The 26,816-nt window shown below is 63.7% G+C and carries 29 protein-coding genes; 10 read left to right on the top strand and 19 right to left on the bottom strand.

What is annotated here, in order from left to right:
• Window positions 1–68: 68 nt before the first annotated feature.
• Window positions 69–1,217, bottom strand: coding sequence for a citrate synthase (locus NKI25_RS07205; RefSeq protein ID WP_023678450.1), 1,149 nt, complete (start codon window positions 1,215–1,217; stop codon window positions 69–71).
• A 92-nt stretch (window positions 1,218–1,309) separates the two neighbouring features.
• On the opposite strand from NKI25_RS07205, the gene NKI25_RS07200 reads away from it, so the two are divergent.
• The 6 genes from NKI25_RS07200 (at window position 1,310) to NKI25_RS07175 (ending at window position 9,450) form a co-directional block, all read left to right on the top strand.
• A complete protein-coding gene (locus NKI25_RS07200; RefSeq protein WP_023678451.1) occupies window positions 1,310–2,398 on the top strand; it encodes a citrate synthase/methylcitrate synthase in 1,089 nt (362 codons plus the stop codon).
• A 184-nt stretch (window positions 2,399–2,582) separates the two neighbouring features.
• Window positions 2,583–3,365, top strand: a complete 783-nt coding sequence (locus NKI25_RS07195) for a 3-hydroxybutyrate dehydrogenase (protein ID WP_023678452.1) — start codon at window positions 2,583–2,585, stop codon at window positions 3,363–3,365.
• A gap of 26 nt (window positions 3,366–3,391) precedes the next feature.
• A complete protein-coding gene (locus NKI25_RS07190; RefSeq protein ID WP_023678453.1) occupies window positions 3,392–4,522 on the top strand; it encodes a patatin-like phospholipase family protein in 1,131 nt (376 codons plus the stop codon).
• Window positions 4,523–4,801: 279 nt separating this feature from the next.
• A complete protein-coding gene (locus NKI25_RS07185; protein ID WP_023678454.1) occupies window positions 4,802–6,013 on the top strand; it encodes an efflux RND transporter periplasmic adaptor subunit in 1,212 nt (403 codons plus the stop codon).
• A gap of 2 nt (window positions 6,014–6,015) precedes the next feature.
• Entirely contained in the window at window positions 6,016–9,192 is a 3,177-nt protein-coding gene (locus NKI25_RS07180) for an efflux RND transporter permease subunit (RefSeq protein WP_023678455.1), read from the top strand.
• A gap of 99 nt (window positions 9,193–9,291) precedes the next feature.
• Window positions 9,292–9,450: a DUF3309 family protein gene (locus NKI25_RS07175; RefSeq protein WP_023678456.1), complete on the top strand. Its 159-nt coding sequence runs from the start codon at window positions 9,292–9,294 to the stop codon at window positions 9,448–9,450.
• Window positions 9,451–9,516: 66 nt separating this feature from the next.
• Here the strand turns inward: NKI25_RS07175 and NKI25_RS07170 are convergent, their stop codons facing one another.
• Window positions 9,517–10,476, bottom strand: a complete 960-nt coding sequence (locus NKI25_RS07170) for an NAD-dependent epimerase/dehydratase family protein (protein ID WP_023678457.1) — start codon at window positions 10,474–10,476, stop codon at window positions 9,517–9,519.
• A 93-nt stretch (window positions 10,477–10,569) separates the two neighbouring features.
• On the opposite strand from NKI25_RS07170, the gene NKI25_RS07165 reads away from it, so the two are divergent.
• Window positions 10,570–11,481, top strand: coding sequence for a LysR family transcriptional regulator (locus tag NKI25_RS07165; protein WP_023678458.1), 912 nt, complete (start codon window positions 10,570–10,572; stop codon window positions 11,479–11,481).
• Here the strand turns inward: NKI25_RS07165 and NKI25_RS07160 are convergent.
• The 4 genes from NKI25_RS07160 to NKI25_RS07145 form a co-directional block, all read right to left on the bottom strand.
• Window positions 11,439–12,620 carry an MFS transporter gene (locus NKI25_RS07160; RefSeq protein WP_023678459.1) on the bottom strand — a complete coding sequence of 394 codons (1,182 nt, stop codon included), beginning with the start codon at window positions 12,618–12,620 and terminating at the stop codon, window positions 11,439–11,441. The two genes, NKI25_RS07165 and NKI25_RS07160, sit on opposite strands and share 43 nt — an antisense overlap.
• 146 nt (window positions 12,621–12,766) lie before the next feature.
• Window positions 12,767–13,228, bottom strand: coding sequence for a cupin domain-containing protein (locus NKI25_RS07155; RefSeq protein WP_023678460.1), 462 nt, complete (start codon window positions 13,226–13,228; stop codon window positions 12,767–12,769).
• Window positions 13,229–13,291: 63 nt separating this feature from the next.
• The gene (locus NKI25_RS07150; RefSeq protein WP_023678461.1) at window positions 13,292–13,600 is read right to left on the bottom strand and encodes a DUF1244 domain-containing protein; all 309 of its coding nucleotides are present in this window, start codon (window positions 13,598–13,600) and stop codon (window positions 13,292–13,294) included.
• Between the two features lie 26 nt (window positions 13,601–13,626).
• The gene (locus tag NKI25_RS07145) at window positions 13,627–14,424 is read right to left on the bottom strand and encodes an N-formylglutamate amidohydrolase (RefSeq protein ID WP_023678462.1); all 798 of its coding nucleotides are present in this window, start codon (window positions 14,422–14,424) and stop codon (window positions 13,627–13,629) included.
• Between the two features lie 285 nt (window positions 14,425–14,709).
• Here NKI25_RS07145 and NKI25_RS07140 point away from each other — a divergent pair, with 285 nt between their 5' ends.
• Both NKI25_RS07140 and pyk read left to right on the top strand, forming a co-directional pair.
• Window positions 14,710–15,156: a DUF1036 domain-containing protein gene (locus tag NKI25_RS07140; RefSeq protein ID WP_502894514.1), complete on the top strand. Its 447-nt coding sequence runs from the start codon at window positions 14,710–14,712 to the stop codon at window positions 15,154–15,156.
• The gene (pyk, locus tag NKI25_RS07135; protein ID WP_023678464.1) at window positions 15,153–16,583 is read left to right on the top strand and encodes a pyruvate kinase; all 1,431 of its coding nucleotides are present in this window, start codon (window positions 15,153–15,155) and stop codon (window positions 16,581–16,583) included. The genes NKI25_RS07140 and pyk overlap by 4 nt, the downstream gene beginning before the upstream one ends.
• 234 nt (window positions 16,584–16,817) lie before the next feature.
• Here pyk and NKI25_RS07130 read toward each other — a convergent pair whose 3' ends face one another.
• Both NKI25_RS07130 and ykgO read right to left on the bottom strand, forming a co-directional pair.
• Window positions 16,818–17,417, bottom strand: coding sequence for a tetratricopeptide repeat protein (locus NKI25_RS07130; RefSeq protein WP_023678465.1), 600 nt, complete (start codon window positions 17,415–17,417; stop codon window positions 16,818–16,820).
• 94 nt (window positions 17,418–17,511) lie between these two features.
• The gene (ykgO, locus tag NKI25_RS07125) at window positions 17,512–17,637 is read right to left on the bottom strand and encodes a type B 50S ribosomal protein L36 (protein WP_006203764.1); all 126 of its coding nucleotides are present in this window, start codon (window positions 17,635–17,637) and stop codon (window positions 17,512–17,514) included.
• 235 nt (window positions 17,638–17,872) lie between these two features.
• On the opposite strand from ykgO, the gene NKI25_RS07120 reads away from it, so the two are divergent.
• On the top strand, window positions 17,873–18,295 hold the full coding sequence (locus NKI25_RS07120) for a lysozyme inhibitor LprI family protein (protein WP_352454859.1): 423 nt from the start codon (window positions 17,873–17,875) through the stop codon (window positions 18,293–18,295).
• Window positions 18,296–18,387: 92 nt separating this feature from the next.
• Here the strand turns inward: NKI25_RS07120 and NKI25_RS07115 are convergent, their stop codons facing one another.
• The 11 genes from NKI25_RS07115 to NKI25_RS07065 all read right to left on the bottom strand — a co-directional run bounded on the left by NKI25_RS07115 (window position 18,388) and on the right by NKI25_RS07065 (window position 26,811).
• Entirely contained in the window at window positions 18,388–19,464 is a 1,077-nt protein-coding gene (locus tag NKI25_RS07115; protein WP_023678467.1) for a 5-(carboxyamino)imidazole ribonucleotide synthase, read from the bottom strand.
• Window positions 19,461–19,958: a 5-(carboxyamino)imidazole ribonucleotide mutase gene (gene purE, locus NKI25_RS07110; RefSeq protein WP_023678468.1), complete on the bottom strand. Its 498-nt coding sequence runs from the start codon at window positions 19,956–19,958 to the stop codon at window positions 19,461–19,463. The genes NKI25_RS07115 and purE overlap by 4 nt, the downstream gene beginning before the upstream one ends.
• A gap of 124 nt (window positions 19,959–20,082) precedes the next feature.
• Window positions 20,083–20,916 carry an anti-sigma factor family protein gene (locus NKI25_RS07105; protein WP_023678469.1) on the bottom strand — a complete coding sequence of 278 codons (834 nt, stop codon included), beginning with the start codon at window positions 20,914–20,916 and terminating at the stop codon, window positions 20,083–20,085.
• A complete protein-coding gene (locus tag NKI25_RS07100) occupies window positions 20,913–21,452 on the bottom strand; it encodes a sigma-70 family RNA polymerase sigma factor (protein ID WP_023678470.1) in 540 nt (179 codons plus the stop codon). Before NKI25_RS07100 ends, NKI25_RS07105 begins: the two co-directional genes overlap by 4 nt.
• Window positions 21,453–21,497: 45 nt before the next feature.
• Window positions 21,498–21,845: a cupredoxin domain-containing protein gene (locus NKI25_RS07095; RefSeq protein ID WP_023678471.1), complete on the bottom strand. Its 348-nt coding sequence runs from the start codon at window positions 21,843–21,845 to the stop codon at window positions 21,498–21,500.
• Between the two features lie 11 nt (window positions 21,846–21,856).
• Window positions 21,857–22,804, bottom strand: coding sequence for a metallophosphoesterase family protein (locus NKI25_RS07090; RefSeq protein WP_023678472.1), 948 nt, complete (start codon window positions 22,802–22,804; stop codon window positions 21,857–21,859).
• Window positions 22,805–22,969: 165 nt separating this feature from the next.
• Complete coding sequence (locus NKI25_RS07085; protein WP_031212142.1) at window positions 22,970–24,175, bottom strand: aminotransferase class V-fold PLP-dependent enzyme; 1,206 nt, start codon at window positions 24,173–24,175, stop codon at window positions 22,970–22,972.
• A gap of 23 nt (window positions 24,176–24,198) precedes the next feature.
• Window positions 24,199–24,660, bottom strand: coding sequence for a RidA family protein (locus NKI25_RS07080; protein WP_352574784.1), 462 nt, complete (start codon window positions 24,658–24,660; stop codon window positions 24,199–24,201).
• Between the two features lie 34 nt (window positions 24,661–24,694).
• Entirely contained in the window at window positions 24,695–25,489 is a 795-nt protein-coding gene (locus NKI25_RS07075; protein ID WP_352998289.1) for an amino acid ABC transporter ATP-binding protein, read from the bottom strand.
• A gap of 4 nt (window positions 25,490–25,493) precedes the next feature.
• Entirely contained in the window at window positions 25,494–26,144 is a 651-nt protein-coding gene (locus tag NKI25_RS07070; protein WP_023678476.1) for an amino acid ABC transporter permease, read from the bottom strand.
• Window position 26,145: 1 nt separating this feature from the next.
• Complete coding sequence (locus tag NKI25_RS07065; RefSeq protein ID WP_023678477.1) at window positions 26,146–26,811, bottom strand: amino acid ABC transporter permease; 666 nt, start codon at window positions 26,809–26,811, stop codon at window positions 26,146–26,148.
• Between the last annotated feature and the right edge of the window lie 5 nt (window positions 26,812–26,816).

Here is a 26,816-nt window from a genome sequence, read left to right as displayed (position 1 = left end):
CTGCCGGCTGGCGAAGTGCAGCGTCGAACCTCTCTTCAGGTGCCGCTGAGACTTCGCAAGCAGCGCGGCTAGAGCTGCTCCGGCAGCGGTCCCTGGTAGCGGGCGCGTGGCCGGATCAGGCCGTTGCTCGTCACCTGCTCCACGGCATGCGCGGCCCAGCCGACGCTGCGGCCGAGTGCGAACAGGCGGAACGGCGCATCGGACGGCAAACGGAGGCCGCGCGTCAGCGCAGCCAAGGCGAAATCGACGTTCGGGCGCATGCCCGTTGCCGCAAAGGCCACATCGCAAAGCCGTAACAGCCCATCATCGACATCTATCGCGGCCAGCAACGGTTCCGCACGCGGATCGCCGTCGGGATAAAGCGGATGGCCAAATCCGGGCAGCGGCCTGTCGTGACCGAGCCAGCGTCCGACAGCCGCATCCGGCCCCAATCTCTGCGCATCCTCCGCCAGCATCATGACCGCCTCCGCGGCGCCGCCATGACGCGGCCCGGAGAGCGTGGCGAGGCCGGCAAGCAGGCAGGCCGAAACAGGTGCGCCGGTGGACGCGGCGACCCGTGCGGCGAAGGTCGATGCGTTCAATTCGTGATCGGCCAACAGCACGAGCGAGCGGCGGATCAAGTCTGCGCCGGCCGCATCAAGCGACCATCCCTGCGCCAGCCTTTCGTGCACGGCACCAGTTCCGGGAATCGCGCCGAGCGCCTGGGCCAAAGCGGCGATGGCGCCGGCCGCATCGTGGTTGAGCGAAGCCGATCTTCGGCCGAGCGAAGGCCGGCCGTTGGCCGCCAACGCGGCCAATTCCGCGAAGGCAGCCGGCCGGCCAGTTGCGCCGTTGCCATGGCGGCTCGCCGAGACGAACGACACTGGTGCGCCAGATGCCCAAAGCAGGTTTGCCGTCTGCTCCAGCGTGGCAGCCTCGCAGAGAGCAACCGCATCCTGGCCGCGATAGACAAGGCGGCCATGCAAAACGGTCGAGATCGTGGTGGCGATCGCCGGCTCACCCCAGGCAATTGCACTTTCGGCGATTGCCTGGGGATTTCGGCCACGAGCCCGGCGGCTCGCCAGCGCCGCGATATCGTCGGCGCGATACTGGCTGCGGCGTGGATCCGCCCGGTCCGGCCGCACGCCGATGCGTCCGCGGCTGACATAGGCATAGAGGGTCTGGGCTCGCACCTTGAGACGCTCCAGGGCTTCGTCCCGCGTCAGCCACTCCGTCATGTCAGCCTTGTCATGTTGATTCCGTTGATCAAGATTGATGGTCCAGTCACCAACCCTTATCTTCCACCCGGAAAGGGTCAAGGAGAAAACCAATGGCGAATGGGCTCGATGATGTGGTGGCGGCGGAAACGGTGCTCTCCGATGTTGACGGTCTTGGTGGCCGCCTGACCATCCGGGGCCATTCGTTGCCCGAACTGGCAGGCCGCTGGAAATACGCCGAGGTGGTTCATCTGCTGTTCGACGGCTTTTTCGACGATCTTCCCGACGGCAGGGAGCTGGCGAACGCGATCGGTCGGGCGCGCAGCGAAGTGTTCGAGCAGATCAAACCCTTGCTGCCGTTTCTCGCATCCGTCGATATCTACAGCGCGATGCGCGCCGGTATTGCCCTGCTGCCGGATGGTGACAAATTGTCGGACGCGCTGCGGCTGGTTGCGGCACCTGCCGTGCTGACGCCGGCCTTGCTGCGCTTGCAGCGCGGCGAAAGCCCGATTGCGCCCGATAGCAAGGCCGATCATGCAGCCGACATGCTGCGGATGCTGACCGGCATTGTGGCCTCGCCTAAATTGGCGAAGGCGCTCGATGCCTATCTCGTGACGGTTTGCGACCACGGCCTCAACGCATCGACCTTCGCCGCGCGCGTGGTCGCTTCGACGCAGGCCGGGCTTACTTCGGCGGTGCTGGCCGGGCTCGGAGCGCTCAAGGGGCCGCTGCATGGCGGCGCGCCAGGTCCGGTGATCGAGATGCTGGATGCGATCGAGGTGCATGGCGACGCCGCCGGCTGGCTGCGTGGCGAGATCGCGCGTGGCGGCCGCATCATGGGCTTCGGCCATCGCATCTATCGCGTGCGCGATCCGCGTGCCGACGTGCTGAAAGCCGTCGTGCGCCAGCTCGGCGCCGAGGGCGAAAGCGGCCACCGGCTGGCCTTCGCCGAAAGCGTGGAGCAGGCGGCGCTCGAAGTGCTCCGCATCGCCAAGCCGTCACGCTCGCTCCAGACCAACGTCGAGTTCTTCACAGCGCTCCTGCTGGAAGCGGCGGGCTTTCCGAAAGAGGCGTTCACCAATGTCTTTGCTGCCGGGCGCGTCGCCGGCTGGATTGCCCATGCGCGCGAGCAGCAAACGAGCGGACGGCTGATCCGGCCGCAGTCGCGCTATATCGGGACGGTGCCGGACCTCGTCGCCTGACGAGCTTTCAGCGCATGCTTTGCGAAACGAGGCGACGACCTCTCTTAGGGGACGAGAGAGGTCTACATGACAAAAATTTCATGTCATTGCTCCACACATCCGCTGTTCTTGGGTGACAGAGAGCCTATATGCTGCAGTGCAGCATGGTTCCACGGGAGCCCGCCTCGAAAGGAATAAAGCCGCCTTGACCGCCAGAAAAACCGCCATCGTCACCGGTTCCACCTCGGGCATCGGCCTGGCCATTGCCCACGCGCTCGCGGCCGAAGGCTGCAACGTCGTCGTCAATTCCTTTTCCGACACCGCCGACGACCGCGCCATCGCAGACGCGATCGCGAAGCACCACAAGGTGAAGACCGCCTATGTCAAAGCCGACATGTCGAAGCCGGCCGAGTGCCGGGCTTTGGTGGCGAAGGCAGCCGAGGCATTCGGCTCGGTCGACATCCTGATCAACAATGCCGGCATCCAGCATGTCGCGCCGGTGGAAAGCTTCCCGATCGAGAAGTGGGATGCGATCATCGCCATTAACCTGTCATCGGCCTTCCACACCATCGCAGCCGCCATCCCGTTGATGAAACAGGCCGGTGGCGGCCGGATCGTCAACGTCGCCTCGGCCCACGGCCTTGTCGCCTCGCCGTTCAAGTCGGCCTATGTCTCGGCCAAGCATGGCATTATGGGCTTGACCAAGACTGTCGCCCTGGAACTGGCGCGCGACAAGATCACCTGCAATGCCATTTGTCCGGGCTATGTGTTGACGCCGCTGGTCGAGGCGCAGATCCCCGACCAGATGAAGGCCAACAAGATGGACCGCGAGACGGTGGTCCGTGAGGTAATGCTCGAAAAGCAACCGACCAAGGAGTTCGTCACCGTCGAGCAGGTTGCGGCGGCCGCGGTGTTCCTATGCTCGGATGCGGCGGCGCAGATCAACGGCGCGCACATCTCTGTCGATGGCGGCTGGACCGCTCAGTGAGGCTTCCAGCGGTCAAGGGCCACGCCATGCCGAAAAATGGCAAGGCGGAAGAGCCAAAGAAGATCAATGTCGCGCTGCAAGGCGGCGGTTCGCACGGGGCGTTTTCCTGGGGCGTGCTCGATCGGCTGCTCGAGGACGGGCGCCTCGACATAACGGCGGTTTCGGGCACCAGCGCCGGCGCCATGAATGCCGTGGCGCTGGCCGACGGCTTTGTCCGCGGCGGTGTCGAGGGCGCGCGGCGGAAGCTCGACGATTTCTGGCGTGCGGTGGCGGCAAAGGGCCGCTTCAGCCCGGTACAGCGCATGCCTTGGGACGTCGCCTGGGGCAATTGGTCGATCGAGAACACGCCCGGCTATTTCCTGTTCGATACGATGTCTCGGGTATTTTCGCCCTATGTCGCCAATCCGCTCGCCATCAATCCGCTGCGCGACGTGGTCGAACGTGAGATCGATTTCGACAATGTGCGCGCCTGCAAGTCGATGGAACTGTTCATTTCCGCTACCAATGTCGAGACCGGCCAGTTGCGGGTCTTCTCGGACGGCGAGATCGACCTCGACACGGTGATGGCGTCGGCCTGCTTGCCGCAATTGTTCCGTGCCGTCGAGATCAAGGGCGTGCCCTATTGGGATGGCGGTTATGGCGGCAACCCGGCACTGTTCCCGTTCTTCAAGACGGCGGCCACCGAGGACGTGCTTTTGGTGCAGATCAATCCGGTGGTCCGCGAGGGAACGCCGAAGAGCGCCAATGAGATCCAGAACCGCATCGACGAGATCACCTTCAATGCCGGGCTGTTGCGCGAATTCCGCTCGATCGCCTTCGTCAAGGAACTGATCGCCGCCGGCCGATTGCCGCACGGCGAATATCGCGACATCCGCATGCACCGCATCGATGCCGACGAAGCGTTCAAGGATCTGTCGGCATCGTCCAAGGTCAATGCCGAATGGGCGTTCCTTGCCTATCTGCGCGACCTCGGCCGCACCGCAGCCAGTGATTGGCTGGAAGAAAATTATGACGCCGTCGGCAAGCGGCCGACGATCGATCTGTCCGGCGAACTCGACGACGGCTTGAAGCCGGTGACCGGGCCGGCGCCGGGCCGGCGGGTCAAGGAATTTCTTGCGGCGCGCAAGCAGCCCGAGGCCGCCCGCCGTCCGGCCTAGCTGCTTCGCAAGCAGATGGCATTCGCAATCCGTCAATCATCCTGACACTTGCTGCCATACCGCTGTTTTGGCGATCAACAGCCGATGCTGCAGCCGCATCTTTGCGGACAAAGCAACAACCCATCAACTTTTCTGACTATATTGCGCTGCAACTTTGAGGTAGAAGCGCGCTTCGCCGATCACGGCAATTTGAATACGGCCTCGCGCGCACCCATATCGGCGACGCGCCCCAAGTAGAAGATGCGGCCTGGCCGAACCCCGCGCACTGGAAAAATGACGATGCCGAAATTCAGGTTTCACAAGCTTGCAGCCATTGTTGTGCTCATCGGGTTCGCCGGCTGGATGGCGACAGGCGAGTTCTCGTCCGTCGGCAGCGCGTCCGCCGACAACAAGCCCAAGGCAGGAGAGGTCGAGCAGCCCAAGGCAGCCGACGCAGGCAAGCCCCAAGCTGGCGAACAGGGGGCTGCCAAACCGGGGACTGCCGAGGCGGAACAGCCCAAGGCGCCGTTGCGCACGGTCGCGGTCATAACCCCGCCGCGGCGCACCTATGCACGCGCTATCCGCATTTCCGGACTGACCGAAGCCGACAAGCGCGCCGTCCTGGCGACACGCGTCGCCGGCGTCATCGACAAGCTGCCGGTCAAGCAGGGCCAGCACGTCAAGACCGGCGACCTGATCCTGATGCTTGCCGCCGAGGAAAAAATCTCGGCGGTCGACAACGCCAAGCAGCTTGTCGTGCAACGTGAGGCAGAGCTGGCAGCTGCCCTGCGGCTGATGAAAACCGGCAATCTGCCCAAGTTGCAGCTCGATACAACCCGCTCCAACCTGACGCTGGCCAAGTCGCAACTGGACGCAGCGCAAGCCGAGCTCGACCGCAACGAGGTGAAGGCGCCCTTCGACGGCGTCATCGACCGGGTGCCGGTGGAGCTTGGCAGTTCCGTGATGCAGGGCGGCGAGGTGGCGACCATTCTCAAGCTCGATCCGGTGATCGCACGCGGCGAAGTCAGCGAACGCGATCTCGGCTATCTGAAGATCGGTGACGAAGCCAATGTGCGCCTGGTCAGTGGCCAGACCGTCAAGGGTACGGTGCGCTACATCAGCCGGGATGCATCTTCGGCAACCCGTACCTTTCGGGTTGAAGTCGCTATCCCCAATGCCGATGGGTCCGTACCGGCCGGCATGACGGCAGAAATCGCGCTCAGCGCCCAGCCGACCGACGCCGTGATGCTGCCGCGCTCGGTGGTGACGCTCGGCGACAAGGGCGACCTCGGCATCCGCGCCGTCGACAAGGATGACAAGGTCGTGTTCTTCCCGATCGATCTGGTCGACGACACGCCAACCGGCCTGGTGCTCGGCGGCATTGCGGCCGACGCCCGCATCATCGTCGCCGGCCAGGAGCTGGTGAAGGAAGGCGAGGTGGTCAAGCCGGTCGCAGCCGACCAGGCGACCATCCAAAAGCTGTTGGGCGAAGCGACGGCCGGGACGCAGTAATCATGGACATCGTCAAACTTGCTATCAGCAATGCCCGGCTGACCATTGCGGTCCTGGTCTTTCTCATCCTTGCCGGTGCGGTCGCCTACCAGTCGACGCCGAAGGAAGCGGAACCGGACGTTCCGATTCCGATGATGTATGTCAGCCTGATCTACCAGGGCATCTCGCCGGAAGACTCCGAGCGCCTCCTGCTGCGGCCGATGGAAGCCAAGCTGAAGAGCCTGAAAGGCCTCAAGGAGATGCGCTCGGCCGCCTTCCAGGGCGGCGGTTATGTGCTGGTCGAATTCCAGCCACAGACGGATCTCGCCACCGCGCTGCAGGACACACGCAGCAAGGTGCAGGACGGCAAGGCCGACCTGCCGCAAGCGGCTGAGGAGCCCGTGGTCTCCGAGGTCAATATCTCCGAGTTCCCCGTCCTGGTCGTGACGCTGTCGGGCGAGGTGCCCGAGCGCGTGCTGACGGCGGCGGCGCGCGAGCTGCGCGACCGCATCGAGGAAGTGCCTGGCGTGCTCGAGGGCTCGCTGCAGGGTGCGCGCGACGACCTCGTCGAAGTGGTCATCGATCCGATGAAGCTGTCTTCCTACGGGCTGCAGCTCGACCAGTTGATCGGTGCGGTCGGCGCTTCCAACAGTCTTGTCGCCGCCGGCAACATCGAAGGATCCGAGGGCAAATACGCGGTCAAGGTGCCCTCGCTTATCGAGACACCGGAGGATGTGGCGGCGCTTCCGGTCGTCGCCGGCCCCAATGCGGTGGTGCAGGCCAAGGACATTGCCACCATCCGCTCCACATTCAAGGACGCCGAGACGGTCACCCGCCTCGACGGCAAGCCGGCGATCGCCATCGAGGTGAAGAAGCGCATCGGCTCCAACCTGATCGATACGATTGGCAAGGTCAGGGAGGTGTCCGACGCCTTCATCAAGACGATGCCGGAGGGCATGCACGTCACCTACACGCAAGACAAGTCCGTCTTCGTGAACCAGTTGCTCGGCGACCTGCAGAACCACGTGATGATCGCCGTCATCCTGGTGTTCATCGTCATTCTCTACGCGCTGTCTGGCCGTGCCTCGCTGCTGATCGGATTGGCCATCCCCTCGTCCTTCCTGATCGGCATCCTGTTGCTGGCAATGATGGGCTACACGATCAACATGATCGTGCTGTTCAGCCTCATCCTGGCGGTCGGCATGCTGGTCGACGACGCCATCATCGTCACCGAATTCGCCGAGCGACGCATGAGCGAGGGCATGCCGAAGGAGCAAGCGTTCGCGCTTGCCGCCAAGCGCATGGCCGGCCCGGTCATCGCGGCGACGATGACGCGCATTGCCGCCTTCTCGCCGCTGTTGTTCTGGCCGGGCATTATCGGCGACTTCATGAAATACATGCCGATCACGCTGATCGTGACGCTCTCGGCCTCGATGCTCTATGCGCTGGTCTTCGCGCCGACGCTGGGCGCGATATTTGCCAAGGCGCCGGCCCATCACCCCGACGACAATCGCGACGGCTGGTACATGGCCGTGGTCAAGCAGGCGGTGCATTATCCCATCACCGTGCTTGTCCTCACTGTGGCGCTGTTGTTCGGCGTCGGCTACGCCTATTCGAAATTCGGCGCCGGCGTCGAATTCTTCCCGAATGTCGAGCCTGACTACGGCCTGCTCTATGTCCACGCCCGCGGCAATCTTTCGCTTGCCGAAATGGACGCGGCCACCAAGACCGCGGAAAATCGGCTGCTCGGTTGGCCGGGCGTGAAGTCTGTCTATACCCGTGTCGGCAAGACGCAGGGCGGCGGCCAGGATGTTCCGGAAGACGTGGTTGGCGTGATCCAGTACGAATTCGTCGACTGGCGCGAGCGTAAATCGGCGAACTCAATCCTGGACGAACTGCGCGGCGTGATGGCTGGCATTCCCGGTGTCGACGTCGAGGTTCGCGTGCCGGAAGCCGGCCCGCCTACAGGCAAGCCGATCCAGATCAGGCTTTCGGCCGTAGATCCGAAGGGCCTTGACGACAAGGCCCGCGCGGTCGCCGCGCGCATTGCCAAGGTGCCCGGCGTCATCGATATTTCCGACGGTCTGGCGCCGCCCGGCGTTGACTGGGCGCTCGAGGTCGATCGCGCCAAGGCGGCGCAGTACGGCATCAGCCCAACCGCGGTCGGGACGGTCGTGCAACTGGTGACCAACGGGCTGAAGCTCAGCGAATACCGGCCCGCCGGCGCCGACGATGCAGTCGACATCAGGCTGCGCCTGCCCGAGGATCGGCGCACGCTGTCAACGCTCGACGAACTGCGGGTGCAGACCGCGCAAGGCTCGGTGCCGATCTCGAACTTCGTCGTGCGCAAGCCGGAGCCGACGGTCGGTATCCTCAACCGCATCGACGGCGCGCGAACTGTGGTCGTCCAGGCCAACGTCGCTGCCGGCGCCCAGGTGGCAGCCGTCCAGCAGGAGGTCACCAAAGCTGTCGCCGACATGAACCTCGGCAGCGGCATTCGCTGGAAGCTTGCCGGCTCGAATGAGGACAGCGCGGAGGCCGGCGCCTTCCTCAGCAAAGCCTTCGGTGCGGCGATCTTCCTGATTTTCATCGTGCTTCTGGCGCAGTTCAACAAGTTCACCAGCGTCTGGCTGGTGCTGTCCTGCGTGGTCATGGCGACGATCGGCGTGTTCCTCGGGCTGCTGCTGACGGGAGAGGCATTCGGCATCGTCATGTCGGGCATCGGTGTCATCGCGCTGGCCGGGGTGGTGGTGAACAACAACATCGTGCTGATCGACACCTATGACCGGTTGCGCGAAGAGGGCTGGGACAAATACGAAGCCGTGCTGCAGACCTGCCGCGAGCGTGCCCGCCCGGTGGTGCTGACGGCGGTATCGGCGATCCTCGGCGTGCTGCCGATCGCCTTCGGCCTCGGCCTCGAAATCTTCCATCACGAGACGACGATCAACGCGCCGTCGACGCAATGGTGGATTTCGCTGTCTTCGGCGATCGTCTTCGGGCTGTCCTTCGCCACCGTGCTGACGCTGGTGGTGACGCCGTCGATGCTGATGGTGTTCACTCGCGCCAAGGTCAAACCCGGTGCGCGTCGTGGCTGGTTCAGTCGCCTGTTGGGGCGTCGAAAGGCCGAAATCCCGTCGAAAGGCCTGGACGCCGATCTGGGCGCCGAACCGGCGATCGCCTTCCCGAAGGCCGCCGAATAGAGTCCGGATCGCCGTCCTGATCAAGCAAAGGCCGCCCGGGAACAATGGGCGGCCTTCTGCATTGTTCCGTCATTGCAACCTCAAAGCGAGGATTTTCTGATGACGATCAGCACCATTCTCATCATTATCCTTATTCTTATTCTGATCGGCGCGGTTCCGGCGTGGCCGCATTCCCGGTCCTGGGGTTACGGACCATCCGGCATCGTCGGCGTCATTCTGATCGTTGTCCTGGTGCTGCTGTTGATGGGCCGGATCTGACCGCAATCATTGGTCGTGACAAGCGGCGGATGACCATCTGGCCATCCGCCTTTTTTTGGTTTGTTGTTAGGCAACTTTTTGCGTCGTCTTGAGCGTGGCGATGCCGATATCCTCGAGCGCTTCCGACACTGCATTTTCCAGCGGCGTGTGCGGGATCGTACCGATAACGCTTTCCAGCCTGCCTGAAACCAGCCGGTGCGGCTCGAAGCGGAGATAGGACATCGAAACGATCTCGCGCCACATCGCCACGAACGGGCCGCCGGCACGCAGCACCCACCACGGCATCGACGTCAGTTTCAGCGTGCGTCCGAGCGCCTTCTCCGCGGCCGCCTTGATGTCCAGATCGGTCACCGCATGGCCAGGAAAGTTCAGCGCCTCGTAGGAGCCGAGCTTGTCGAGATTGTCAGCCAGCCCGACGAAGGCCTTGGCCAGGTCGGGCAGATAGGCCCATTCATGCACGAGATCGACCGGCCCTGGGGCGGTATAGACACCCTTGGTTATCTTGGCGGCAACAACCAGATCGAACCACGATCCGCTGCCGCTGCCGCCGAAGAAATCACCAGCGCGCAGCAGGATCGTGCGCACCCGACCCGCATCGGCCTCGCGGCGAAACAGATCTTCCATGGCGACGCGGATGCGGCCCTTTTCCGTTGTCGGGCGAAACGGCGTGTCTTCGGCGATCACCGCCGGCATCGGCGAGCCGTAATTGTAGACGGTGCCCGGGAAGAGATGCAGCGCGCCGTTCGCCCGGCAGGCAGCCATCACATTCTCGGCCATCGGCAGGCATTTGCTCCAGTCGGTGTAGAGCGGGTTGAGGCCGTTGAAAATGATATCGACGCCTTCGGTCGCGCGGATCAGCGCAGCACGGTCGAGCGCGTCGCCGGCGATCGCCGTGGCGCCTTTGAGCTCGGCCGGCACCTTGCCGCTGCGGGTGATGGCACGGACATCGTAGCCGGCATCGAGGAAGGCCTTGGCGACCGTGCGGCCGAGGCGGCCATTGGCGCCGAGAATTGCGATCGTGGTCATTGTTCGTCTCCGTGTTGCGTTACGACCCCAATATTGTCTCTTCGCAAACGAATGAAAATTGACTACGATTGGCGATATGATATTCAATTTTGAATGGATATTGACTGGAACCTGATCAAGAGTTTCGTCACCGTGGCGGAGACCGGCAGCCTGTCGGCCGCCGCGCGAAAACTTGCCGCGAGCCAGCCGACGCTCGGCCGCCACATCACCGAGCTGGAACAGGCGCTCGGTGTCACGCTCTTCCGGCGCGGGCGGCGTGGCTACGCGCTCACGGAAGCGGGCAACACGCTCTTTGAACGGGGCCGCGCGGTGAGCGAGCAGGCGAGCGCCTTTTCGCTGCTGGCGCTGGGATCGGTCGAGGCGATAGAGGGTACGGTGCGCATTGCCGCCAGCGAAGTGGTGGCGGCCTATGTGCTGCCGGAAATCACAGCGAGGCTTGGGTTCGAGGAGCCGGGCATCGAAGTCGAGATCGTCGCCTCGAACCAGGTCGAGAATCTGCTGCGTCGCGACGCCGATATCGCCATCCGCATGGTCAAGCCGGCGCAGAATGAACTGGTCGCGCGCAAGGTGACCGACATTCCGCTCCGCGCCTGCGCGGCAAAATCCTACCTCGACCGGCGTGGCCGTCCGCGCGAGGCCCGCGATCTTGCCGGCCATGATCTGGTCGGCTTCGACCGCAGCGATGAAATCATTCGCGGCTTCGCCCAGTTCGGCGTCGCGCTCGCCCGCAATGCCTTCCGCTTCAGGACCGATAATCAGATCGTGCTGTGGGAAGCGGTGCGGGCGGGAAACGGCATCGGCTTTGGCCAGGAGCCGCTCGCCGACCGTGATCCGCTGGTCGAGACAGTGCTGCCGGGTCTCCCGCTGCCGACGCTGCCGGTGTGGCTGGCCATGCACCGCGACGTGCGGACCAGCGTCCGCATCCGCCGCGTCGCGGATTTCCTCTACGAAGAGTTCAAGCGCTATTCAGCCGGTGCAGGCTCGGCAGCGAATTCGGCGCGGTGAGCGAGGCCGGCCATCAACAGCACGACGACCAGCAGCCCGGACAGTGCGACGAAGATCGGGCCGAAGCTCGAGTGTTCGGCGATGAAGCCGATCGCCGACGGCGCCACCAGAATGCCTGAGTAACCCATTGTGGTGACGACGCTCATGCCTGTGCCGGACGCCATGCCTTCCTGGTTGCCGCCGGCCGAAAAAATGATCGGCACCATGTTGGCAATGCCGAGGCCGCAAAAAGCGAAGGCGGCAATGGCCAGCCAAGGCGAGGGAGCCAGCCCGGCCACCAGCATGCCGGCAGCAGCGGCAAGGGCCGAGGCGCGCAACGTCGTAACGGCACCGAAACGGTTGCGGACGCCATCGCCGAGGAAGCGCATGATGGCCATGACTCCGGAAAAGGCGGCATAGGCCAGGCCTGCGATGGCAAGATCGGCGCCGAGCTCCTGCCTGAGATACAGCGCCGCCCAGTCGAGTACCGCACCTTCGGAGATCATCGTCAGCAGCGCCATCAGCCCAACCAGATAGACCAGCGGGTTTGCCGGCAGCGCGAATTTGTGGTGCTCGGCGACTGGGTGCTTGTCCTCGGCGATCAGGTAGCGGACCGCTACGGCGATTACGGCAAAGGCAAGAGCCGTCACCACCGTCGCATGGGCGAGGTGACCGTAGTTCTGGATGGCGAAACCGCCCAAAGCGCCGCCGGCGAAACCGCCAAGGCTCCAGAAGCCGTGCGAGGACGACATGATGGCACGGGACAGCCGCCGTTCGACTGCCACTGCATTGGCATTCATGGCGACGTCCATGCCGCCGATCGAACCGCCGAAGATGAACATGGCGACGGCCGCAAGGGGCACGTTGGGGGCCAGAGCCACAACCAAAAGGCCGAAGCTGCCGGCAAGTCCGAACCAGCGCAGCACCGTGCGCGAGCCATGCTTCGAGATCAGATGGCCGCACCAGGTCATGGCAGTGACGGCGCCGGCACCGAACAAAAGAATCAGCAAGCCGAGCGTGAACTTCGAAATGTCGAGTCGCGTCAGGAACACCGGGATCTGCGGCGCCCAACTGCCGGTCAAGAAGCCGTTGGCGAGGAAGATGCCGGCCACTGCCCAGCGTCCACGAATCGCGATCTGCGTGATTTTCTGCGCGTCCATCGGGTAGAATCCGGTCCGGAAATGGCGTTGCGCGGCAAATTAGATCGATTCAATTCACAGTCAAGCGCTCTTCGCCGAAAGTGCTTGGACCAGACGCTACGTCCTCTCGCGTCGGCCAACCATCTCGGCGGTCCACTCCGAAATCCCTATGGCTCGGGATAAGGCGCGCCATCCTTGTGCACAAACCGGCCGTCAGCGTTGGTGCCCATCATGTCGATGTCGGAGCAGGTGGCGACGTCGTCGGGCCAGCGCGAACCGACTTCGAGATAGATCGCCATCGCGCCCGATTTATTGATCATGTGATGGCCGTTGCCTGATCCTTTCGGAAAGGCCGCGCAATCACCGGCGCGCAGCACCGTCTCGCCGGCATCTTCGACGAGCGTCAGCTCGCCTTCAAGCACGTAGACGAATTCGTCTTCGTGCGAATGCCAGTGGCGCTGGCTCGACCAGTTGCCCGGCGGCAGGCGCATGAGATTGATGCCGAAGTCGGTGAGCCCGCCTGCGTTGCCTAGCCGCTGCCGCACGCGTTCGGCACAGGGTGCATCGAACGGCGGTGGATAGGATGAGCCCTTGCGTCCGGGCACGTCGGCAACGTCAATCTTAGGCACGGCAGTCCTCCCATTTGGCGGCAAACCATTCGTGAAGGTCGTTCAGCGCGATGGATTGTGACCCTAGTGGTCCCTGGGGCGCCTTGCCTCGAACTCGGCCTTCTTGGCGTCGGAGGCCTCGATCTGGTTCAGGGCCTGCCACTCGGCATAGGGCATGCCGTAGATGATTTCGCGCGACCGGTCCTTGCTGAGTTCGACACCCTCGGCTTGCGCCGCGTCGCGGTACCAGTTGGACAGGCAGTTGCGGCAGAAGCCGGCGAGGTTCATCAGGTCGATGTTCTGTACGTCGGAACGCTCGCGCAGATGCGCGACCAGCCGGCGGAAGGCAGCGGCTTCGAAATCACGCTTTTGTTCGTCGCTGAGTTCGGTCATGTCATGTTGGCCTCCCTTGGGCCTCATCATACCGGCCCGGTGCGCGAGCCGAATATTTTCACCGCATGTATATCGGCACGTCGATCTATCGCGTCAACGATCGGCGCCAGCCGTTCGGCCCAGGCGAGGGCACCCTTGTGGTCGGCGATCAGGTCCTGGCGGACCTCGAGCAGCGCATGGGCAAAGCCGTTGACGATGGCGTGCCTGAACATGGTATCGCCGCGCAGTGCGCCGTCATAGGGTTCGTTGTCGCCGACGATGAGGCTCTTGTCCTCGGCGAGCATGTCGATCAGCGGCCGCGCAACGCGGTCGTCCAGGTCCCACAATATGCCGACGTGCCACGGCCGCACGAATCCCTGCATGGTCGGTGTGAAGGAATGCACCGAAAAGATGAAGGGTACCCGCGCGGATGCTCGCGCCACAGAGGCGATCATGGCGCCGACGGCATCATGATAGGGGCGGTAAAAGCGGCCCAGCCGTCTTTCGCGCTCCTCCGGGGCCATGGGATAATTTCCCGGGATGACGGTGCCGTCATAGAGCTGGCGAATCAGCGTTGGATCGTCTTCGCCGCGATTGGGGTCGATCAGCAGTCGCGAAAAATTGGCAAGCACCGCCGGAACGCCGAGCAGACTTGCGAGTTCGCGGGTTACAGTCTCGACGCCGATGTCGTAGGCGATGTGGCGGTCGAACTCCGCCGCCGGCAGGCCGAGACTGCCATACTCCTCCGGCAGGTCGCGGCGGGCGTGATCGGCCAGAAGCACCATGCCGCGCTTGCGATCGCCTTCGACGATATCGAAAGGCGCGAAAACTGTGGATCGGGTCATTGGCGGGAAAGGTCTGTTCGCTGGCTTTCGGGGAGGTGGTATCGTCATTCCACGAAGAGAACGCTTGCGCAATGCCGTTGTTTGGCCACGGTTTCTGCCAAAAAAATGAGCAGGGGCGACCGCAAGCGCGCCAGAGCCTTCTAAATCGATTGGAATTGGACAGATCGGCGCGTTGACATGCGTACGGACTTTTCCGAAAAGGGGCGTTGAGAGATGCAAATGTGGTTCTTGAGGGGTTTCAGGATGGGTTTCGCCGGCAGGCTGCGTGTGCGCCACGCCTTGGCCATGCCGCTCCTGGTACCGGCCATGGGTCTTTTCGCGGTGATTTCGGCCTCGCCGGCACGGGCCGATTTCCGGGTCTGCAACGCCACGCAGAACCTGGTCGGTGTCGGCATCGGCTATCGCGCCAAAGCCGGCTGGATCACCGAAGGCTGGTGGCACATCGAAGGATCGAGCTGCAAGACGCTGATCGAGGGACCGTTGTCATCAAGGTTTTACTATCTTTATGCAGAAGACGCCGAGCGCGGCGGACGCTGGGATGGCCCGATCAACATGTGCGTGGCCGAAAAAGAGTTCAAGATCGCCGGCGTTACCGATTGCGTCGCCCGGGGCTTTCAGCGCGCCGGATTCCAGGAATATGACACGGGCGAGCAGGCAAGCTGGATGGTCCAGCTGACTGACGAGCCCGCAACGGATGGCGCTCCAGCCGCCCCGGGAACAAACAGTCAATGAGACGCAGCCGCAAGGTCAAGATCCTCGCCACCATCGGTCCGGCCTCCTCGTCCGAGGAGATGCTGAAGAAGCTGTTCGAAGCCGGCGCCGACGTGTTCCGCATCAATATGAGCCACACCGACCATGAATTGATGCGTACGCTTGTCGGCCGCATTCGTGCCGTCGAGGAGGCGGTCGGCCGGCCGATCGGCGTTCTCGCCGACCTGCAAGGGCCAAAGCTGCGCGTCGGCAAGTTCGCCAACGGCAAAGAGGTGCTGACCGCCGGTCAGACCTTCACGCTCGACGACAATGCCGAGCCCGGCAATTCGACGAGGGTCTACCTGCCGCATCCCGAAATCCTGCGTTCGGTCGAGGCTGGTCATCGCCTGCTGATCGACGACGGCAAGCTCGAGCTCAAGGCGGTCAGCAGCAACGGCAAGGCGATCGTCTGCACCGTCGTCGCCGGCACCACCATTTCCGACAAGAAGGGCGTCAGCCTGCCCGACACCGACCTGCCGGTCGGCGCGCTGACGGAAAAGGACCGCCGGGATCTCGACGCGGTTCTGGCGACCGGCGTCGACTGGGTGGCGCTGTCCTTCGTGCAGCGGCCCGAGGACCTGGCCGAAGCGCGCAAGATCGCACGCGGCCGGGCGCTGATCATGGCCAAGATCGAAAAGCCGCAGGCCGTCGCCCGGCTGGCCGAGATCATCGAGCTTTCGGATGCGCTGATGGTCGCCCGCGGCGATCTCGGCGTCGAGATGCCTCTCGAAGCCGTGCCTGGCATTCAGAAGCAGATTACCCGCGCCGCGCGCCGTGCCGGCAAGCCGGTGGTGATCGCCACGCAGATGCTGGAATCGATGATCACCGCGCCGGTGCCGACGCGGGCCGAGGTGTCGGACGTGTCGATCGCCGTGTTTGAAGGCGCCGACGCGATCATGCTTTCGGCGGAGTCCGCCGCCGGCGCCTATCCGGTCGAGGCGGTGGCGATGATGAACCGGATCGCCACCAAGGTCGAAACCGACCCGACCTATGCCGGAATTATCAACGCGCAGCGCTCGGAACCGGAAGCGACTGGAGCCGACGCGATTTCGCTCGCCGCCCGCGAAATAGCCGAGACGCTGAAGCTGTCGGCGATCATCACCTATACCGCGTCCGGCACGACCGGCTTGCGCGCCGCGCGCGAGCGGCCGCAAGTGCCGATCGTGGCGCTGTCGCCGATCCTCAACACGGCGCGGCGGCTGTCGCTGTTGTGGGGCACGCATTGCGTCGTTTCCCCCGACGCCAGCGACCTCGACGACATGGTCGACCGCGCCTGCCGCATCGCCTTCGATGAAGGTTTCGGCAAGCCGGGCGACCGCGTCATCATCACGGCCGGCGTGCCGCTGAGGACGCCGGGCTCGACCAACATGTTGCGCATCGCCTATGTCGGATCGGAAGTCGGCCGCTAATGTCGGCCGCGGCTGCCGGATAGGCCGGCTGCATGGCGCGTCGTAAACACGGCGCCAGCCGGGCGCATCGACGGCAGTCGGGTTAGGATAGACGCCGAACTCCGCCAGCTTGCATCAGCCTGTGACCGGTTCAGGAGTAGGGGAGTAGGGCGCATGTGTGCCACAGTGCAATCTGCACCTCTCACATACTACCTTACTACCTTACTCCCCTATTCCCCTACTCCCTTACTGGTCTCAAATGCCTTCGCCGGCAAGCTCCTCGGAAAGTGCGGCGACCTGGTCCTGGGCGCTGCGCATCATTGGGTAGATGCCGAGCACGCGCTGCCAGGCCTCAAGTGCCGACTGCTTGTGGCCGGTTTCGGCCATGATCTGAGCCAGGCCCGAAAGCGCGCCGAAATGGCGTGGTTCGAGCTGCAGGGTGCGGTCGATGTCCGCCATCGACTTCCCGTAGTTCTTCATTATGAAATGAACAGTGGCGCGCCGGTTCCAGCCTTCCGCATAGGTCGGCTGCAAAGTCACCACCTGATCGAGGAAATCGAGTGCAACATCGAATTTCTGGTTTTCGATCGCCTTCTGCGACCATTGCATCATCAGGTCGATAGAGGCGCTGCCCGACTGGGACCACTCGCTGCCGATCCGTCCGGCGATGCGCTCGGCCGCCTTTTCATTGCGTTCGCGTTTGAGATCGGCAAACAGCTGATCGAGCCGCGCCTGTTTCGTCTTGACGACCGGAGGTGCTGTCGGCGGAGTTGTGGTCGGATCTTCAGCCCACGCCGGCAGCGAGACAGCGCCGGAAACGAGGAAAGCCGTGAAAAATGCAAAAAGAATCCGCATCGCGGGAATCTAGCCCCCGACGCCGGATCGTCAAACTGAATTTAGCGTGAGAGTCGTATCATGCGAACGGAGGCGCGCAGCCTCCGTCGAAAACTCAACCCTGGCGCGCCTTGTAGCGCGGCGCGGTCTTGTTGATGATGTAGATGCGGCCCTTGCGACGAACCAGCTGGTTGTCGCGGTGACGCGCCTTCAACGCCTTGAGCGAATTCTTGATTTTCATGGTCTTGCCCGTCGGTCTGGGCCCGGTCACGGGCCGAATTATTAAGGCGCGCCCACAGACGCGCCTTTGAACTGTGCGTGGCTCATAGACGAGGAGCGTTGCCCGTGTCAACCGCAAGCGCGTTGCCTAAACGATACGGACCGTTTCGTATCATCAAATATCCGCCACTGGCGTCTTGCGGCGTTGCGCAGGGTTGAGACGGCTGGAATGATGCGGTTGCGAATTGGAGATCGTCATGCGCCGAATTCTTGTGTCCGCCTGTCTTGTCGTCCTCGCGGCAGGTTCTGTTGCCTATGCGCAGGAATGCGACCGCAACGACGACAGCCAGCAGATGATGAACATCTGCGCCGACGCGGACTACAAATCCGCCGACGCCAAGCTCAACAAGGCCTACCAGGATCTCATCGGCGGAAGTGACGCAAAAGCCAGGAAGCTGTTGCAGACGGCGCAGCGCGCCTGGATCGCTTTTCGCGACGCGGAATGCAGCTATTCCGCCGCGGACAGCGAAGGCGGCTCGATCTATCCGATGCTGATATCGGAATGCCTGACGCGGCTGACCGACGATCGCACCAAGCAGCTCACCGCCGATTCGACCTGCGCGGAAGGCGATGTGAGCTGCGCCAGCCCCGACGAGGACGAGAGCGGCGAAATCCAGTAAGCGTAGGTTCTAACTTTGTGTTTGAGCATGATCTTTTCCGAAATCCGGATTCCACTTTTCGCTAGCGCGGACCTTCGGTTCGGGATCATGCTCTAGCTGCGGCGGCTCACGCGCGTAAAATGGCCCATCTTGCGGCCGGGCCGCGCCTCGGCCTTGCCATAGAGGTGCAGCATCAGATCGGGCTCGGCGAGCAGCTCAGGAACGCGCCTGACATCGTCGCCGATCAGGTTTTCCATGACGCAGTCGAACTGCCGGGCGGGATTTCCCAGCGGCAGGCCGGCGACGGCGCGGATGTGCTGCTCGAATTGCGAGATGGTGCAGGCGGCCTCCGTCCAGTGGCCGGAATTGTGGACGCGCGGCGCTATCTCGTTGGCCAACAGCGAACCGTCGGCAAGGACAAAGAATTCGACGCCGATGACGCCGACATAGTCGAGCGCTGCAAGGATCTCTGCCGCCGCCGTTTGAGCCGCAGCCGCCGTCTCGGATTTTACTCCGGCCGGCAGCGTCGAGCTGTGAAGAATACCGTTGCGATGGACATTCCACGCTGGATCGTAGGCGGCGAGCGAGCCGTCGCTGCCGCGCGCGGCGATCACCGAAATCTCGCGCTCGAAGGTGACGAAGGATTCCAGGATCAACGGCACGTTGCCCATCGCCTCGCAAGTGCCGGCAAAGCCGCCTGTTTCCATGTTGCGGAAGACACGCTGGCCCTTGCCGTCATAGCCCATGCGGCGCGTCTTCAATATGCCGCTGCCGTTGAACTGTTTCAGCGCAGCCGTCAGTTCCTGGTCATTGTCGACGGGGCTGAAATCCGCGGTCGGTATGCCGATGCCGTTGAGGAATTTCTTTTCCGCCAGCCGGTCCTGCGCCACTTCCAGTGCGCGTGCCGGCGGATAGACCGGCACCGTAGAGGCAAGTGCCGCGGCGGCCGCGACCGGTACGTTCTCGAATTCATAAGTAACGACGGCACTGGCCGCAGCCAGCTCGCTAAGCGCGGCCGCGTCGTCATAGGCGGCGACGATCTGCCGGTTGGCGACCTGTGCCGCCGGGCAATCCGGCTGCGGCTCCAGCACGACGATGCGGTAGCCGAGGCGGGCCGCGGCCATCGCCAGCATGCGGCCAAGCTGGCCGCCGCCGATGATGCCGATGCTCGATCCCGCCGGCAGGCTCACGGCGCGTCCGTGGGCTCGGCGGCCACCTTGGCGGTCTGCGCGGCGCGCCAGCTATCCAGCCGGGCGGCGAGCTTTTCGTCGCTCAGCGCCAGCACCGCGGCGGCCAGAAGTGCAGCGTTGGCAGCGCCGGCCTTGCCGATGGCCAAAGTGCCGACCGGAATGCCGGCCGGCATCTGCACGATTGATAGCAGCGAGTCCTGGCCCGACAGCGTCTTTGATTCCACCGGCACGCCGAACACCGGCAGCGGCGTCATCGCCGCCGTCATGCCGGGCAGATGCGCCGCACCGCCGGCACCGGCGATGATCACCTTGTAGCCGGCCGCCTTGGCGCCCTTGGCGAAGTCATAGAGCCGGTCGGGCGTGCGGTGGGCCGAGACGATCAGGCGCTTGTGCGGAATTCCAAGCGCCTCAAGCGTTTCGGCGGCGTGGCGCATCGTCGCCCAATCGGACTGGCTGCCCATGATGATGGCGACGTCGGCGCGGTGATCGTCCAAGCTTCTGCTCTCCGGCGGCAAAAGCGCGCATTAGCTGAAATCGAGGGGAGCCGCAAGGATGGCCGGAAACGGCAAAGCCGCTTGTGCCGTCTCCGTGGCTACGCACATGGACAGGGGCGGTCTGTCATCGGGCGGCCGCTGCTCGGAAGCGGTTGACGAAGTCGTCAAGTTCAGGCCGTTCGGTATCGGAAATCGCCCAGTAGGAAAAGGTGCTGTCGCTCCAGTGGACCAGCGAGAAGCCACCAGCAGAAAGATCGACCGGTCCGGCTGTCGAGCCGGTTTCCTCGGGCGCGGCGACCAGAGTGATCAGGTGCTCGCGGTGCCTGTAGACCAGTGCCGGCACTGGCTGGTCGGCGATCACCTCGACCCGGCCGCCGAGCAACGCGAAGCCGTCACTGGCAAGGTCAGGTGCCGGCGGCGACAGGCCGACCCTGCCATCCAGCCAGGGTTTGACCGTGTGCCGGTCCGACGAGACGACGTCCACGGGGCTGGCTGCCAGCAGGCTGCGGCGATGGCCGCTGGCGACCGCGGCGGCAAAGCTGTCGGGCGCCCTGCTCAGCATCATCCATTGCGTCGCGCCGCTGGCCAGCACGGCGGTAACGATGATCGACGCCGCCAGCGCGCGCCAGTCGAACGCGCCAAATTGGTGCACCGCTCTGTGTGCCGGCGGCACTCGAGCGGCGGGCGCCGGCGCCGGCAGCACTTTCTCCGTACCGGCTGTCCCGATTGCAGCGATGCGAGCCTTGAAATCCTCACGGACATCGAGCCTCGGCAGCCCGCTGACGACCGTCTGCAGCGCAGCGATGCGGGCATGCTCGGCGGCGAGCGCCGGATCGGCCGCGATGCGTCGCTCGACAGCCAATGCTGCTGCTGCGTCGAGCTCGCCATCGACCAAGGCATGGATCATCAGCTCCACGCCCGCCGGGTCATCGGGCAGTCCATCGTTGTGCGCGCTCATGGCGCCCTCCCAAGTTGGGATATCAGCAGACCGCGCGCCCTCGCCAGCCGCGACATCACCGTGCCTAGCGGCACGCCAAGCAGCGTCGCGATCTCGCGATAGCTGAGGCCGTTGATGTCGCGCAGCACCACAGTCTCGCGAAATTGGTGCGGCAGCGCGGCGATCGCCGCCTCGAGTGCGGCCGCGTCGGCCTTGGCGATCAGGCTTGCCTCAGGACTATCCGTATCCGGCAGGCCGGCGCCATATGCAGCCGTCATGTCATCGAGGTCGCTCAGGTCGCCGACGGCGACGATACTGCGCGGCCGGTTGCGCGCCAGCCAGGAGTAAGAGGCGTTGCGCACGATCGCCAGCAGCCAGGCGCGCGCATTGCCGCCGGCATAGCCGGCGATGCCCGCATGCGCCTTCAAACAGGCCTCCTGCACCACATCCTCCGCGTCGGCGGCGTTGCCGGTCAGCCAGCGGGCAAGCGCAAGCGCATCCGCGAGATGGGGCAGAACCACCTCGCGAAAGCGCTCGGTCGCGGCCTCTTGGTTCAACACCGTCGCATCGCCCGGCATCCCGGACAGACCTTCCGAAAATCCTCACGGAGCGACGGTGATCCTGCCCTGCATGTGCGGGTGAAGCCCGCAGAAATAGGCATAGTCGCCCACTTTGGTGAAGGTGAAGGCATATGTGTCACCGGTGTCAAGCGCCTTGGAGCGAAACGAGGCATCGTTGGCGACCACCAGATGCGGGATGTCGTCGTCATTCTCGAAGGTCACGGTAGTGCCCTGCTTTACCGTCAGCACCGCCGGTGTGAAGGCAAAGTTCTCGATCTTGACCATTGGCTGGTCTGCTGCGTTCAGTGGCATGGCAACCATTATCAGGATCGCCGCCAAACCGAACGTGACAGGGGATACGACCAAGACGCGGGATGGGAAGCGGATCATCGCATTTCCCCTCAGGCCAGCGTGCTGTCGATGATGGCGAGGTCCTGCCCGCCTTGCTTGACTGTCACGCTGCTTGTGCCGAGCAGGCTGCGCAACTGGCCGGCAGGTACCGTCATCGGCCCGGGTGAGGCTGCGGTGCCCGGCGCCGGTTGCGGGAAAGCGGTCGAGCGCGCGGTATGAAAGGTAACGTTGCCTTCGACCTTCTGCATGATCTGGTGGATATGGCCGTTGAGTACGGTGACAGAGCCGAACCGCTTGAGCAGGGCCAAGGCCTGCGCCGCGTCGTCGGTGCCCCAGCCCCATTCGGGATAAACAGCCCATAGCGGGATGTGGGCAAAGACGACGATTGGCGTCGAGGCGGTGACCGCCTTCAGATCATCGGCCAACCATGCCAACTGGTCGGCGCCGAGATTGCCCAGCCCGCCAGCCTTCAGGTTGACGACGTTGACCAGGCCGATGAAATGGACGCCGTTCTGGTCGAACGAATACCAGCCAGCGCCCTTGGTGCCCTTGCCGTAGCGGTCGAGATAGGCCTGGCCATTGCCGTCATCGATCAGGTCGTGCTCACCGGGCACATAATGCACGTCGAAGCCTGCGCCGCCGATGATCTGGGCAGCGTTGTCGAACTGCGCGGCTTTCGACAAATGGGTGATGTCGCCGGTGTGGATCATGAAAGCGGGCTTTTGCGGCAACGCCTGGATCTTGCCGATGGCCTCCTTCAGCGTGTCGATGGCGTGCGGGTTGGCAGCCTTGTCGAAGCCGATGTGGCTGTCGGAGATCTGGAGGAAAGTGAAGCCGGTGGCCAAGGCCTCGGCGGCTTGCGACGCACCGAGCAGGCTGAGCGAAACCGGCACGCCGGCCGAAATTGTCCACAGCACTCCCGTGCCGGCCCAGATCATGCATTCCAGTGCATGACGGCGGCTGATGCCGTCAGCTTCATTGTCGTGGTGGTGGGTCATACCGGTCTCCTGCACGCCGGAAATGGCGTCTGTTTGGGAGACCAATGGGCGGGGTGGTTTATTCCGCCCGAAGACTAAAAGTTCATTCACACTGCCGTGATGGCGCACTGGCCCGATGCGAAGCCGGCGCTGGAAGGCACTGGCTCGACCACGCTCTGGCGATGTCTAGTCCGGCCAGCGCAGCGCTCCGGCGGACTGCTTGCGAGCCGGTTTCATCGCATCCGCGGGCCGATCGGCAGCACTCAACACCGCTCGCAGGCGTTCGGCAACGATCTCCGCCTCGCCGGGATGGAGATTGCACGGATCAAGGAAGAAGTGACCGCGCTCGACCTCGTGGTTGCGCACGATCACGGGCGGCGAACCCGCCGCAAGCGCCGAGGCGAGGCCGGCGGCGGTGAAGCGGCTTTCCGGCGCAACAAACACCTGCAGGCGGTCGAGAGGATTTCCGGTCGGATCTGGAATGATACGTGCCTCGATGCCAGGCAGGCCCTGCAATGCGGTTTGCCACAGATGCAGTGCGGCGTCTTCCCGCTGGCGAATGCCGGCATGGTCGCGCCGCTCCCAGGCTTCCAGGGCCGCCATAGTGCCGGCAATGCTCTCCTTGCCGACCTTCATGGCGCGCGCAACGCCCCGGTTCTGGAGATAGGCGGCCCGTACCAGATCCTTGCGGCCGGCAACGATGCCGCTTGTCGGCCCTGAGAGAAATTTGTGCCCGCTGTAGACAACAATGTCGGCGCCGCGCGCCAGAAAGCCACGCAAATCGTATTCCGAGGCGGCGTCGACGATCACCGGCACGCCCTTGGCGTGGCAAATCTCGCAGAACTCCTCAAGCGAGAGCATGCCGTATTGCACGGTGTGGTGCGCAACGACGTAGAGGGCTGCCGCCGTCCGGTCCCGGATCGCCTCGGCAACATGATAATCCTGGGTGACGCTGACCGTGCCGGCAGGCACTGCCTTGGCTCCGGCAAGCCGGATCGACTGGTCGATCGGCGCGCCATAATTGACGATGTGACCAAGCTGAACGATGACCTCCGATTTGAGGCCCTCGGTGTCGTCCGGCAGCCGCTCGATCGCAAGAAGGCTGGTCCCGGTCATCGCGCCGGCAATCGCCATTGTTATGCCGCTGGCGCAGCATGCAGTGATGAAGCCGGCCTCGCCGCCGGTGAGGCGTGCAATCACCCTACTTGCGGCGCGCTGCAGATCGTCCATCTCGACCCATTGCGAGGCCATTTCCGACATTGCGGCAATCGCTTCTGGCACGATGATCGAAGCACCGAGTGCCGTCATCGTGCCGGAGACATTGATGATTGGGCGAAGGCCAAGCCGTTCGCGGATTGTCGTGTTGGAACGGTCAGCGGCATAGGTCGTCATCTCTGTAGATCCTGTTTAAGATTTCAGGCGGCGATCTCGACGACCGCCTCGATTTCAACTGTGATGTTGCCCGGCAGCGAGCCGACACCGATCGCGGAACGGGCATGTCCGCCAAGCGTATCAAAGACGGCCGCGAAAAGATCGGAACAGCCGTTCACCACCTTGGGGTGCTCGCCGAATGTCGGCGTCGCATTGACAAAGCCAAGCAGCTTGACGACGCGCACGATGCGGCCGAGGTCGCCGGCCGCCGCATGCATGACGGCGAGCAGGTTCAGGCCGGTCAGACGCGCATGCCCGTAAGCCTCTTCAACGCTGACATCCTCTCCGACCTTGCCGGTGCAGAGCGCGCCATCGGCGCGCAACGGCCCCTGGCCGGAGAGGAAGATCAGCCGTCCGCTCTCGGCATAGGTGACGAAGTTGGCGATGGGCTTCGGCGGCTCGGGCAGTGTCAGGCCCAATTCCGCGAGCCGGATGTAAGGCGTCATAAAAGCTCCTTGCGACAGCTTTCGCCGTCCGATGTCAAAAATGCGAGGCGCGAAACCGCGCCAGGAAACTGCGAAGGCGTTCATTGTCGAACCCCGCCGCCAGAATCTCGGCGGGTGGTCCGACGGCACTGACGCCGCCATCCGCTATGAAAACGATGCGGCTCGATGCGTCGCGCGCAAAAGCCATTTCATGCGTGACCATCAGCATCGTCATGCCGTCTTCGGCGAGGCTGCGCACGACCTCGAGCACCTCGCCAACCAGTTCGGGGTCGAGCGCCGAGGTTATCTCGTCGAGAAGCAATATCTTCGGCTCCATCGCCACGGCGCGGGCGATGCCGACGCGCTGCTGCTGGCCGCCGGAAAGCTCGGCCGGCAGACTGTCGGCTTTGTGGGCGAGGCCTACGCGGCCGAGCCAGTGCTCGGCAATGGTGCGGGCCTCGGCATTGCTCTTGCCGCGCACCTTGCGCAGGCCAAGCATGATGTTGCCGGCCGCAGTCAAATGCGGAAACAGATTGAAGCTCTGGAACACCATTCCGGTCTCGGCTCGCATCGCCGCCAGGTCGCGCTCGCTGCGTCGCTGGCGTGTTCCCGTCTCGCGATAGCCGACTTCTTTGCCGTCGATACGGATCGAGCCGCTGTCGTAGCTCTCCAGGAAATTGACGCAGCGCAGTAGCGTGGTCTTGCCGCTGCCGGAGGGGCCGATGATAGTCACGACCTCGCCGCGTGTCACTTGCAGGCTGACGGAGCGCAGGACCTCGACGGATCCAAAGGCTTTGGAAACCTCGGTGACATCGAGAAGTGCCGGATTCTGGTGCGAGGCGTTGGACATCGTGCTATTCCCGGATGAAGGAGAAACGCCGCTCCAGGCGCCGGCTGGCCAAGGAGAGGGCGTAGTTGACGGCGAAGTAGACGAGCGCACCGAGAATGTAGAGTGGCATCGCCTCATAGGTGCGGCCGATGACCTGGTTGATTGCCTGCATGAGGTCGGTGATGCCGAGCAGCGAGACCAGCGCGCTGCCCTTCACCGCGTCGGTGACGCCATTGATCCAGGGTGGCAGGAAGCGCCTGAACGCCTGCGGAAAAATGACGTAGACCAGCCGCTGGCGAAAGGTCAGTCCGATCGCCATCGCCGCCTCGGACTGACCCTTGGGAATCGAGCCGACGGCGCCCCTGAGATACTCGACGACTTGTGCGGTCTTGAAGAGGGTGAGGGCGAACACGGCCGCCCAAAAGGATTCCAGATGCAGCCCCACCGCGGGCAGGCCGTAATAGACGAAGAAGATTAGCACCAGGATCGGAATGCCGCGTATGGTGTCGCTGAAGATGCGCACTGCCCAGCGCAGCGGAAAAGGACCATAGACAAGGCCGACGCCCATCAGCACGCCGGCGATGAGCGATAACACCACGACCAGCAGCGACACCCACAAGGTTACGGCAAAGCCTTCGGCGAGGAACGGCAAGGCGTAGATGATCTGGCTCAGCATGTCAGCGCGCCGCCTTGAACCGGCGCTCGACGAGCCGCAGCGCGAAAAGCAGCGTGTAGCCGGTCAACAGGTACATTGCCGTCACCACCAGATAGACTTCGACAATGCGGAACGTGTTGAAGTTGATCCACTGGGCGCCATAGGTGAGTTCGGGTACCGAGATGACCGACGCCACGGACGTATCCTTGAAGAGCGATATGAATGTGTTGGAAAGCGCCGGCAGGGTTATGCGCAGCATCGTCGGCAGGCGCACATCGAGCAGCCTTTGCCATGGCGTCAGGCCGATTGCCTTGCCGGCGTCGAGCTGACCGCGCGGCACCGCCTCGAGCCCCGAGCGAAACACCTCGACCAGGTAGGCGCCGCTGTAGAGCGACAGCGTGGCAATGAATGAGGTTTGCGCGCTGTAGGCAATGTCGACCACCGTCGGCAAGCCGTAGAAGACCAGATAGACGAGCAGGATCAGCGGCACGTTGCGGATGAACTCGACATACCCCGCGATGATGGTCCGCACCGCACGTCCGGCCGACACGTACCAGACCGCCAGAACGAGCCCGATGACGATGCCGATCGCGATCGAGATGACGGCAAGTTCGAGGCTTAGCAGCAGTCCGCCCCAGAGCTTGTCGAAATGCCGCCAGATAAGGTTGAAGTTGAGAGTATAACCCATGCGTC

Origin of the sequence: Mesorhizobium sp. M0808 (genome assembly GCF_040320025.1) — a bacterium.
Taxonomy (GTDB): domain Bacteria; phylum Pseudomonadota; class Alphaproteobacteria; order Rhizobiales; family Rhizobiaceae; genus Mesorhizobium.
The sequence above is the reverse complement of the archived record's forward strand: the minus strand, read 5'-3'. Positions and strand labels throughout refer to the sequence as shown.

Bases quoted from the DNA above. Each gene is read 5' to 3' on its own strand.
- NKI25_RS07205 (WP_023678450.1), bottom strand. From the start codon at position 1,217: ATGACGGAGTGGCTGACGCGGGACGAAGCCCTGGAGCGTCTCAAGGTG.
- NKI25_RS07200 (WP_023678451.1), top strand. From the start codon at position 1,310: ATGGCGAATGGGCTCGATGATGTGGTGGCGGCGGAAACGGTGCTCTCC.
- NKI25_RS07190 (WP_023678453.1), top strand. From the start codon at position 3,392: ATGCCGAAAAATGGCAAGGCGGAAGAGCCAAAGAAGATCAATGTCGCG.
- NKI25_RS07185 (WP_023678454.1), top strand. From the start codon at position 4,802: ATGCCGAAATTCAGGTTTCACAAGCTTGCAGCCATTGTTGTGCTCATC.
- NKI25_RS07180 (WP_023678455.1), top strand. From the start codon at position 6,016: ATGGACATCGTCAAACTTGCTATCAGCAATGCCCGGCTGACCATTGCG.
- NKI25_RS07175 (WP_023678456.1), top strand. From the start codon at position 9,292: ATGACGATCAGCACCATTCTCATCATTATCCTTATTCTTATTCTGATC.
- NKI25_RS07170 (WP_023678457.1), bottom strand. From the start codon at position 10,476: ATGACCACGATCGCAATTCTCGGCGCCAATGGCCGCCTCGGCCGCACG.
- NKI25_RS07165 (WP_023678458.1), top strand. From the start codon at position 10,570: ATGGATATTGACTGGAACCTGATCAAGAGTTTCGTCACCGTGGCGGAG.
- NKI25_RS07160 (WP_023678459.1), bottom strand. From the start codon at position 12,620: ATGGACGCGCAGAAAATCACGCAGATCGCGATTCGTGGACGCTGGGCA.
- NKI25_RS07150 (WP_023678461.1), bottom strand. From the start codon at position 13,600: ATGACCGAACTCAGCGACGAACAAAAGCGTGATTTCGAAGCCGCTGCC.
- NKI25_RS07145 (WP_023678462.1), bottom strand. From the start codon at position 14,424: ATGACCCGATCCACAGTTTTCGCGCCTTTCGATATCGTCGAAGGCGAT.
- NKI25_RS07140 (WP_502894514.1), top strand. From the start codon at position 14,710: ATGCCGCTCCTGGTACCGGCCATGGGTCTTTTCGCGGTGATTTCGGCC.
- pyk (WP_023678464.1), top strand. From the start codon at position 15,153: ATGAGACGCAGCCGCAAGGTCAAGATCCTCGCCACCATCGGTCCGGCC.
- NKI25_RS07130 (WP_023678465.1), bottom strand. From the start codon at position 17,417: ATGCGGATTCTTTTTGCATTTTTCACGGCTTTCCTCGTTTCCGGCGCT.
- ykgO (WP_006203764.1), bottom strand. From the start codon at position 17,637: ATGAAAATCAAGAATTCGCTCAAGGCGTTGAAGGCGCGTCACCGCGAC.
- NKI25_RS07120 (WP_352454859.1), top strand. From the start codon at position 17,873: ATGCGCCGAATTCTTGTGTCCGCCTGTCTTGTCGTCCTCGCGGCAGGT.
- NKI25_RS07105 (WP_023678469.1), bottom strand. From the start codon at position 20,916: ATGAGCGCGCACAACGATGGACTGCCCGATGACCCGGCGGGCGTGGAG.
- NKI25_RS07095 (WP_023678471.1), bottom strand. From the start codon at position 21,845: ATGATCCGCTTCCCATCCCGCGTCTTGGTCGTATCCCCTGTCACGTTC.
- NKI25_RS07090 (WP_023678472.1), bottom strand. From the start codon at position 22,804: ATGACCCACCACCACGACAATGAAGCTGACGGCATCAGCCGCCGTCAT.
- NKI25_RS07085 (WP_031212142.1), bottom strand. From the start codon at position 24,175: ATGACGACCTATGCCGCTGACCGTTCCAACACGACAATCCGCGAACGG.
- NKI25_RS07080 (WP_352574784.1), bottom strand. From the start codon at position 24,660: ATGACGCCTTACATCCGGCTCGCGGAATTGGGCCTGACACTGCCCGAG.
- NKI25_RS07075 (WP_352998289.1), bottom strand. From the start codon at position 25,489: ATGTCCAACGCCTCGCACCAGAATCCGGCACTTCTCGATGTCACCGAG.
- NKI25_RS07070 (WP_023678476.1), bottom strand. From the start codon at position 26,144: ATGCTGAGCCAGATCATCTACGCCTTGCCGTTCCTCGCCGAAGGCTTT.
- NKI25_RS07065 (WP_023678477.1), bottom strand. From the start codon at position 26,811: ATGGGTTATACTCTCAACTTCAACCTTATCTGGCGGCATTTCGACAAG.